This is a genomic window from Aquiflexum sp., assembly GCF_977115555.1.
The window spans coordinates 1-4,605 of record NZ_CDSBKL010000334.1 but is presented as its reverse complement, the minus strand read 5'-3'; the positions used below and the strand labels follow the sequence as shown (position 1 = coordinate 4,605).

Here is a 4,605-nt window from a genome sequence, read left to right as displayed (position 1 = left end):
GTCTGATGCCATCAAACAAAATGTGGCTGAAAATTGGGATGAAGTGAAAAATCCCGCAAATATTTTTCTTCAAAACCGTAAAGAAAGATATGCCTTACTGGCTGATTTGTTGATCAACAAAGAAATATCGCAAGCAAGATTTGACTCACGGATGGAGGATGAAAAACTGATCGCCGAGGCGGAATTTCATGCGATAGCGGTGATTTCCAAAGCCATAGCCCAAAAAGCCGCAAACGCTGCGATTGATATTTTCCAAAAAGCGGTAATAGCGGCGGTGAATGTTGCTTTATAAGTGTAAAAACCCTTAAGGAAATTTTCGGGGTTGGTTAATAAAGTTATCCGGAAATTTTTTCAATGGAATGATTCAGGATATGGTAGCAGCATTTTGAAATCCCGAAATCATTCCTGATTTTAGCAGCCTCAAATCGGGATCTTCTCATCCCGATAGCTATCGGGAGGTTTAGAGCGCTACTTCTTTATTAATTATTGGGATCTTAGCTCAGTTGGTTTAGAGCGCTGCTTTGACAGAGCAGAGGTCATGGGTTCGAATCCCTTAGGTCCCACTTTTTTAAATCCATTCCTGGATACTCACTCAAAAGGCAAAAACTCCCTCTAACGAAAATCGGAGTCCACTTTAATTTTTACTTTCCAAACAATTTTCACCGACAATCCCCGAATCTTTATCCCTTCAATCCATTTCCTTTGCAGGGTTTTGCAATTCCCCTTATCTTACCGCCCTATAAATTTCAAATCTGAATTATGAGAAAAATTTACGCTTTGGTATTGGCGCTCTTACTTGCCAATACAACCTTTGCCCAAAAAAGCCCGGAAGAATTTCTTGGCTATAAATTGGGTGACCGATTTACACCACATCACCGTGTTGTGGCTTATTTTGAGCACTTGGCAGCCACCCTGCCCAATGTAAAATTGGTTTATTACGGTGAGACCTATGAGCACAGGCCGTTGTTTGTTGCCATGGTTTCCACTCCTGAGAATATGGGTAAACTGGAAGATATCCGCAAAGATAACCTTCGGAGAACAGGGGTTTTGGAGGGTACACCTTCCACCAAAGTTGCCCTGAACTGGATGCAATACAATGTCCATGGCAATGAAGCGGTAGCCACCGAAGCTGCGATGATGACCTTTTGGCAAATTGCCAATCCAAACAATTCCCAATCCAAAGATTGGTTGAAAAATCAGGTGCTAATCCTTGATCCCTGCGCCAATCCTGACGGAAAAGACAGATATACAGTTTGGTACAACCAAAAGCAAAACAAAAGACTTCAGCCGGATCCACAGTCCATGGAACATTCCGAACCATGGCCAGGTGGCCGTCCAAACCACTACTTAATGGACCTCAACAGGGATTGGGCTTGGCAGACACAGCAAGAAACACAGCAAAGGCTGAAACTTTACCACGACTGGATGCCGCATCTTTTTGTGGATTACCACGAACAGGGGATCAACGATCCGTTCTATTTTGCCCCTGCAGCACAGCCTGTCCACGATCAAGTGTCCCCTTTTCAAAATGAATTTCAGGTCATTTATGGAAAGAACACCGCCAAAAAATTTGATGAGCAAGGTTGGATGTATTTTACCAAAGAACGGTTTGATTTGCTCTATCCTTCTTACGGAGATACCTATCCCATGTACAATGGAGCAATCGGCATGACCATCGAAAAAGGCGGTTCCGGCCGTGCAGGATTGGGAATGCTCAATGCCCTCGGAGATACAGTAACCTTGAGAGAAAGAATCGAGCACCAGCATACTGCAGGAATTTCTGCCGTGGAAGTTACTTCCCAAAATGCGGAAAGATTGGCTGATGAATTTGCCAATTACTTTAAATCAAGCAGCAGCAACCCAAAAGCAAAATACAAGAGCTTCGTGATCAAAGGGGACCAAAACCTGGAGCGTGTCAAGGCGCTTTTGACATTGCTTGACAAAAATAAAATCCAATATGGCTATGCCAAAGCGGCATCAGGCCTAAAGGGCTTGGATTACAATACCGGAAAAGCTGCAACTTTTGCCGCTACCGACAAAGATATCGTTGTCAATGCATTCCAATCGAAGTCGGTTTTGACACAGGTATTGTTTGAGCCTGAGGCCAAACTGCAGGACAGCATCACCTATGACATTACAAGTTGGGCTTTGCCGTATGCTTATGGGGTACAGGCTTATGCCTTGGAGACGAGATTGGATGCAGGTAAGAAGTTTGAAAAGACAGCCTTTGAAGCCAATAAAGTAGAAGGAACACCTTTGGCATACCTTGCCCCTTGGAATGCAACACAGCACGCCAAGTTTTTGGCAGCTTTGATCAATCACAAAATCAGGGTGCGGTATGCAGAAAAAGCCTTTGACATCAACGGCAAGTCTTATCCGATAGGGACTTTGATCATCCATCGAAACGGAAATCAATATGTTGCCGACTTTGACAAGCAAGTAACAGACATCGCCAACAAGTTCGAGATAGCTTTGGACAAGAGCAATTCTGCCTATGTGGACAAAGGAAGGGATTTTGGTTCTTCGGAAGTGAAAACCATAGTAGCGCCAAAAATTGCCATCATGAGCGGCGCGGGTACTTCTTCCCTGAATTTCGGCGAGCTTTGGTATTTCTTTGAGCAGGAGCTTGATTATCCGGTGACCATACTTGATGCCGATGGTTTGGGGAGATTTGACCTGAGCAAATACAATGTGATCATCCTTCCTTCAAGTTGGGGCAGTTACCTTTCCGAAAACAACATGAAAAAGGTAATGGATTGGGTCAGGGCAGGAGGTAAGTTGATCGCCATCGAAAATGCACTAAATGCTTTTGCAGACAAAAACGGTTTTGACCTCAGCCAATATGATACTGAGGACGAGAAAAAAGCTGCTGAAAAAGAGCAAAAGGAAATCCAAAATGTGGAAAGATTGGAACCTTATCAGGAACGTGAAAGGATGGGAATTTCTACCACTGCCGCAGGTGCCATTTATCAGGTGAAAATTGACCCTACCCACCCGCTAGGATTTGGAATGGATGGCAAATTCTATACTTTGAAAAACAACGGTTCCCGCTACGCTTACCTTGACAACGGTGTCAACGTGGGAATAATCCCGGATGCTGCTGCCTACAGATTTGGCTATATCGGTAACAAAATCAAACCAAAAATGCCTAAATCAATGGTCTATGGGGTAGAAAACCAAGGACGTGGTCAGGTTGTCTATATGGCTGACAATCCGATGTTCCGGGCATTTTGGGAATCAGGAAAGCTCTTGGTAGCCAATGCCGTATTCTTGGTTGGACAATGATTTAGAAACAAGAGCCGAGAGGCGAGAAACGAGATTAAAAAACCCTGCTTTGTGAAGACAAAGCAGGGTTTTGCTTTTAATGTCAGATTAGTTACCTGACCTTAAAAAATTGAAGTTTTAATGTCAAATTTACTTTCAAGGAAGTGATATAATTTACTTGTAACTTTGTAATGGGTATTGAAGCAATCCTTAGATCGCTAAAATCCATCTCAAACCACCCTTCATAACTTGAACTACCTCCAGTTTGTCCGTAAAAACCGCGTGATGGTGATTTTTGGAATCATCATGACTGCCTTATCGAGTTTTGGACAGACATTTTTGTTGGCCATGTATGTCCCTTTTTTGATGGAAGAATTCAAGCTTTCAAACGGGCTCTTGAGTACATTTTATGGCCTTGCTACCATCGGCGCTGCCTTGGCCTTACCCAAATTAGGGAAACTCATTGACACCGTACCTCTACCAAGATTCACTTTGGCCACTACAGCCACGTTTGTCATCTCCTTGTTCTTTCTAAGTATTTCTCAGGCTTGGTGGTACATACCGATCGCATTTTTAGGGTTGAGGTTGGCTGGTCAGGGACTCTATAACCATATTGCGATCACCACCATGTCCCGGTATTTTGAAGAAAACAGGGGCAAAGCCATCAGCCTTGCTTCTTTGGGTCATCCTTTGGGACAAGCAGTTTTGCCTGCGATTATTTTGCTTGTAATAGCCAAGATAGGTTGGCGGGAATCTCTTTGGCTTAATGCGGCTTTGGTCAGTTTGGCGGTGACGGTATTTACCTTATTGGTTTTGAAACCCGAACATTTGGTAAGCGAGTCCGGTGAAGTGGTGGCGTCGGATTCAGGTGAAAAAAAGGTGGACCGTGTCAGACAGAGAGACATCATGAAATCCAAGCCGTTTTGGCTTTTGGCTCCCAATATCTTTTTTATCCCATTTGCAGTTACAGGGCTTTTCTTCTACCAATTTGCCATCATTGAATTCAAAGGATGGAATATTGGATTGGCAGCTGCAGGACTTACTTCTTATGCTTTCGCTAGTTTTTTGAGCATCCTGCTTTCAGGTCCGCTGATTGACAAGTACAAGGCCAAGACTTTCTTCCCATTTTATCTTTTTCCGCTATTGGTTCCTTTGTTGATCATATGGATGGTCCCCAATGTCTGGGGGATTTTCGTATATAATATCCTGATGGGTTTTTCAGTGGGTTTTGGGAGTGCGACCGTTGCGGCCCTACAAGTGGAGTTTTTTGGACAAACTTATATTGGCACAGTCAGGAGTCTTTTTACTTCCATCATGGTATTGAGTTCGGCGATCGGACCT

At 43.6% G+C, this 4,605-nt stretch carries 3 protein-coding genes and 1 tRNA gene; all 4 read left to right on the top strand.

Annotated features, from left to right (window positions below):
* Positions 1–292 (top strand): hypothetical protein (locus ACZFYI_RS16070; protein WP_462525145.1); only part of this gene is annotated, 292 nt, incomplete at its 5' end.
* A 196-nt stretch (positions 293–488) separates the two neighbouring features.
* Positions 489–563: transfer RNA gene (locus tag ACZFYI_RS16065), tRNA-Val, on the top strand.
* Positions 564–759: 196 nt separating this feature from the next.
* The gene (locus tag ACZFYI_RS16060) at positions 760–3,285 is read left to right on the top strand and encodes a M14 family metallopeptidase (RefSeq protein WP_462525144.1); all 2,526 of its coding nucleotides are present in this window, start codon (positions 760–762) and stop codon (positions 3,283–3,285) included.
* Positions 3,286–3,513: 228 nt separating this feature from the next.
* Positions 3,514–4,605: MFS transporter (locus tag ACZFYI_RS16055; RefSeq protein ID WP_462525143.1), on the top strand; the 1,092-nt coding region annotated here is incomplete at its 3' end.

Excerpts from the sequence above, each read along its gene's own strand:
- ACZFYI_RS16060 (WP_462525144.1), top strand. The coding sequence starts at position 760 with ATGAGAAAAATTTACGCTTTGGTATTGGCGCTCTTACTTGCCAATACA.